Below are 3,390 nucleotides of genomic sequence, written 5' to 3'. Positions count from 1 at the left end.
CGAACGAAACGGCTGATGGACTGCCGGAGCCGCTCGGCGAGCTCTTCGTCCGCACCCATGGTCGCAATCTACAGCAACGCTGCGCATTTCCCGTGCGGGCAATAACAAGCCTTCACCGCACCGGCCTGTGAGAAGGACTCTTGAGTCCGTGAACCGGTGGGGCCCTGATCCCGTTACTGGGATGCGTGAATCCACGAGGGCGTCTGCCCGCGTGGACGTGCCGGGCCGGCCGCCGGTCGCACGAAGTCATTGAACTGGGGAGTTGCCATGGCCAATCTGCCGCCTGCAGCGAGTCGTCCGTGGTGGCAGCGAATGTGGGACAGGCTCATGCGTACCGTGAGGCTGCGGCGACAGGCTGCCGTGCCTCAACCCGTCCCGGGTGAAGCGGCTGCACCCTATCTTGAACCCCCTCCTGCTTACTCCGTTAAACCCCCTCCCGTTAACCCCCCTCCCGTTGACCCTCCTGCCTACGCCGCTTCCCCAGCCCCGTCCAGCGCCGCCGCGGCGTGGGCTGCCGGCGCCCACCCCGAGTTCGGCGCGGCCAGAAGCCCAGCCCCCGAAACGGGTCGCTTCTTCGGCTCGCAGTTCGCCGACTCGCGGCTCTTCACAGAGCAATTCGCCGCGCAATGGCGCGCCAACCAGTTCGGCGGCCTCAGTGCCGCCTCCGCGGGCCGGCTCGGCGGGGACCAGCCCGCGCAGTCACCGAGGATTCCGTCGCCAGAGGTTCCGGCGAATCTCGACTTCGGCACGAATAACCCGTATCCGGCAGAATTTCAACTGCATCGAGATAGCGCAGGAAAAATTTACGACGAACCGCAGACACATTCGGGGCAGTGGAATGAACCCGTCACCACCACGAGTCCGGTCCGTCGAAGCGATGTCGATCTTCGCTATGTAGCGAAGGACGGCAAGATCCTGACTCCGGAAGAGTTCGGCGCCCTCGACAGCGATGGTAAGCGCGCGCTGGTCAGGATCGACGCGAATGCGGCTAAAATCGGTTTCGTGACGCCGGACAGGCAAGTGTTCACCTCTCAGGAGGCGCAACATTTCGACAGGTCCGACATCGAGCTGCGGCCGATCGACATGAGTCAGGCGAAAATCGCCTATGCCGAACCCGACGGTAAATACTACTCCAGCGCGGCCGATGGCCGGCGGCGCGAGCTCCTGGATCCGGACTCGAGATTCATGTCGTCCGATGCGCGGATCTACAGTGGCGACGAGGTCAGCTCCAAGAAACTCGACGGAATGTCGAAGGTCGACGGGTCTATTGACAGTCGTTACGTCCCGGAGAACGGCCACCACCTGTACACCCCGGAGCAGGCCGAGGCGATGGGATATCGGTCCCCGCACGGAAATTTGCGCGAGGTGGATCGCGCCCATATCGACGTCGCGCTCGAGGCGCCGACGGGTGAGATATTCGACGGACGGGATCCCAATATTGTTCCTGAGCGGTGGGACAATCTGAGAGAAGTCGACCGACAGAAGGTGAATATCGGACACGTTTCCCCGGGCGACGGTGTCATTTTCGATCAACCGTTGCCCGGAACCAGGCCCATGGATCTGGACAGGAGAGACGTCAGATATCGCCAGAACGGGATCGTGCTAGAGGCTGGGTACAAGCCGGGATCACACCAGGGCGTGGATAGGGTGGATTACGCTACGTACAAGGCATCGTCGCAACATGGATTCGCAGCGGCGGCGGGCGTCAGTAGTACGACGGGAGTCGGTCAGCGGCCCGCCGACGCATCGAACCGGTCGAACTCGGCCCCGCATGTGTCTAGGCAGGGGGCAAGCCAGTCGGCCGCGCCCGCACGCGCCATGTGATGTGGCGCCTTCGCCGAAATAGAACTGCCGGGAACGCCTTTCGCGTTCCCGGCAGTGGTCCGACCGATGGGTCAGCTCATGAGGCTGCGGCGATCGGAGCGTGTGGCCCGGCACCAGGTGCGTGGCTACCGATGGGGTCCCGGGGATCGGTGGCGTCGATGATCGCCTCCATGATTTCTCGGGGCAGGGTGGGGTTGGCGGCGGCGGCGCCGGCGGTTTCCGGGTCGTTGAGCAGCTCCAGCAGCCGGTCCGGGGACAGGCGTGGGTCGCTGGCGACCCAATACCGGACGCCCGGGTGTTCGTCTCGGCTGAGGCGTTCGATCAGGGCCGGGGGCGCCTGGCGATCAAGGACGACGAGGGCGCGGGCGCCCCATTCCGGTGAGTTCGCATAGCCGGTCAGGTCGGCGTTGCGGATCGCCGGGTTCGACAGGACTTCGCCGCGGTTGACACCCCGGTTCTCGAGGTAGGTGCGGACGACGAGGTCGGTCGGTACGTCGTGCTGGTTCTCGCAGAGGAGGAGCCGGACCGGGAAGTCGTCGTCGGCGGCCAGGGTCGCGATCTGGTCGGCAGTCAGGTTCTTGCTGCAGGCCGCGCTTCGGCGGATACCGGGGTGGGAGGAGGAGACGCAGCTCTGCAGCTGGTCGCCGACGGCTTCGATGACCCAGGGGAGCCGGGGCAGGCGGTTGTGGGGGGACACCTCGTAGCCGATCTCGGTACGCTGCTGTTCGGTGAGGTCGGGGCGCATCGTGACGTACTTGCGTACCGTCGGATCCTGGTCCTCCATCAGGGCCGTGAGCACGTCGGCGGGCAGGTTCGGGTCGAGGGCGATTTCCGCCTTCTCCCAGACCGAGCCGTCGGCGGCGATCGACCGGGCGCGGTCGGCGGTCATCGGCTCCGACCCTCGCGGGGTACGCGCCCAGGCGGCGAGCTCTTCGTCCTCGGCGTCGGCCAGGGCGGCCGCGGCAGCGGGAAGGCCTACCGGGCTGTAACTGTGCAGTATGCGTTTCAGGCGGGGATCCGCGGCCAGTTTCCGGTACGCCCACGCCGGCAGCGGCTCCGAGCTCGTGGTCCACAGACCTTCGAGGAGCGTCATCAGGACGCACAAATCAGGATCGTCGACCAATCTGACGCGCTGCTCGGTGGTGGCGCCGGGCGACATGGCGAGTTGGTCCCGGACGGTGACGTTCGGGTGGGCGGCGAGGACGTCGAAGAGTTCGTCGGACCACGTGCGGCGGTGGTACATGAGGCTGACGATGTCGGCGGCGGGGTGGTCCACCAGCCGCAGCACCAGGCTCTCCGGAAGAGCGGGGTTGCGGCACAGGCCGGCCACACGGGCGCGGGTCGTCTCGTCGTTCCGGGACGGGAGCAGGGCGTCCTCCTCGGTTGCATCGATGACGGTCACCGACCTTACGTATGGATCAACCGCCCGGAAACGGTCTTTCGCCCGAGTGACCCGGCCGGGGACCGGCATTAGCCCGGGTGATTCACGGTGATCATCAACTGGTGGGCCCGACCGGCGTGTAAATAGACGGAAGTGCCTCTCTGGCAGGGGAAACTTGTGATTGC

General features: G+C 65.8%; 2 protein-coding genes. One reads left to right on the top strand and one right to left on the bottom strand.

Annotated features, from left to right (window positions below; translation table 11 throughout):
• Positions 1 to 267: 267 nt before the first annotated feature.
• Positions 268 to 1,824: a hypothetical protein gene (locus tag CLV70_RS38710; protein ID WP_146164362.1), complete on the top strand. Its 1,557-nt coding sequence runs from the start codon at positions 268 to 270 to the stop codon at positions 1,822 to 1,824.
• Between the two features lie 76 nt (positions 1,825 to 1,900).
• Here the strand turns inward: CLV70_RS38710 and CLV70_RS38705 are convergent, their stop codons facing one another.
• Positions 1,901 to 3,226 carry a hypothetical protein gene (locus CLV70_RS38705; protein WP_106131580.1) on the bottom strand — a complete coding sequence of 442 codons (1,326 nt, stop codon included), beginning with the start codon at positions 3,224 to 3,226 and terminating at the stop codon, positions 1,901 to 1,903.
• Between the last annotated feature and the right edge of the window lie 164 nt (positions 3,227 to 3,390).

The organism is Pseudosporangium ferrugineum (genome assembly GCF_003002065.1).
GTDB classification, from domain to species: domain Bacteria; phylum Actinomycetota; class Actinomycetes; order Mycobacteriales; family Micromonosporaceae; genus Actinoplanes; species Actinoplanes ferrugineus_A.
The sequence above is the reverse complement of the archived record's forward strand: the minus strand, read 5'-3'. Positions and strand labels throughout refer to the sequence as shown.

Excerpts from the sequence above, each read along its gene's own strand:
- CLV70_RS38710 (WP_146164362.1), top strand. The coding sequence starts at position 268 with ATGGCCAATCTGCCGCCTGCAGCGAGTCGTCCGTGGTGGCAGCGAATG.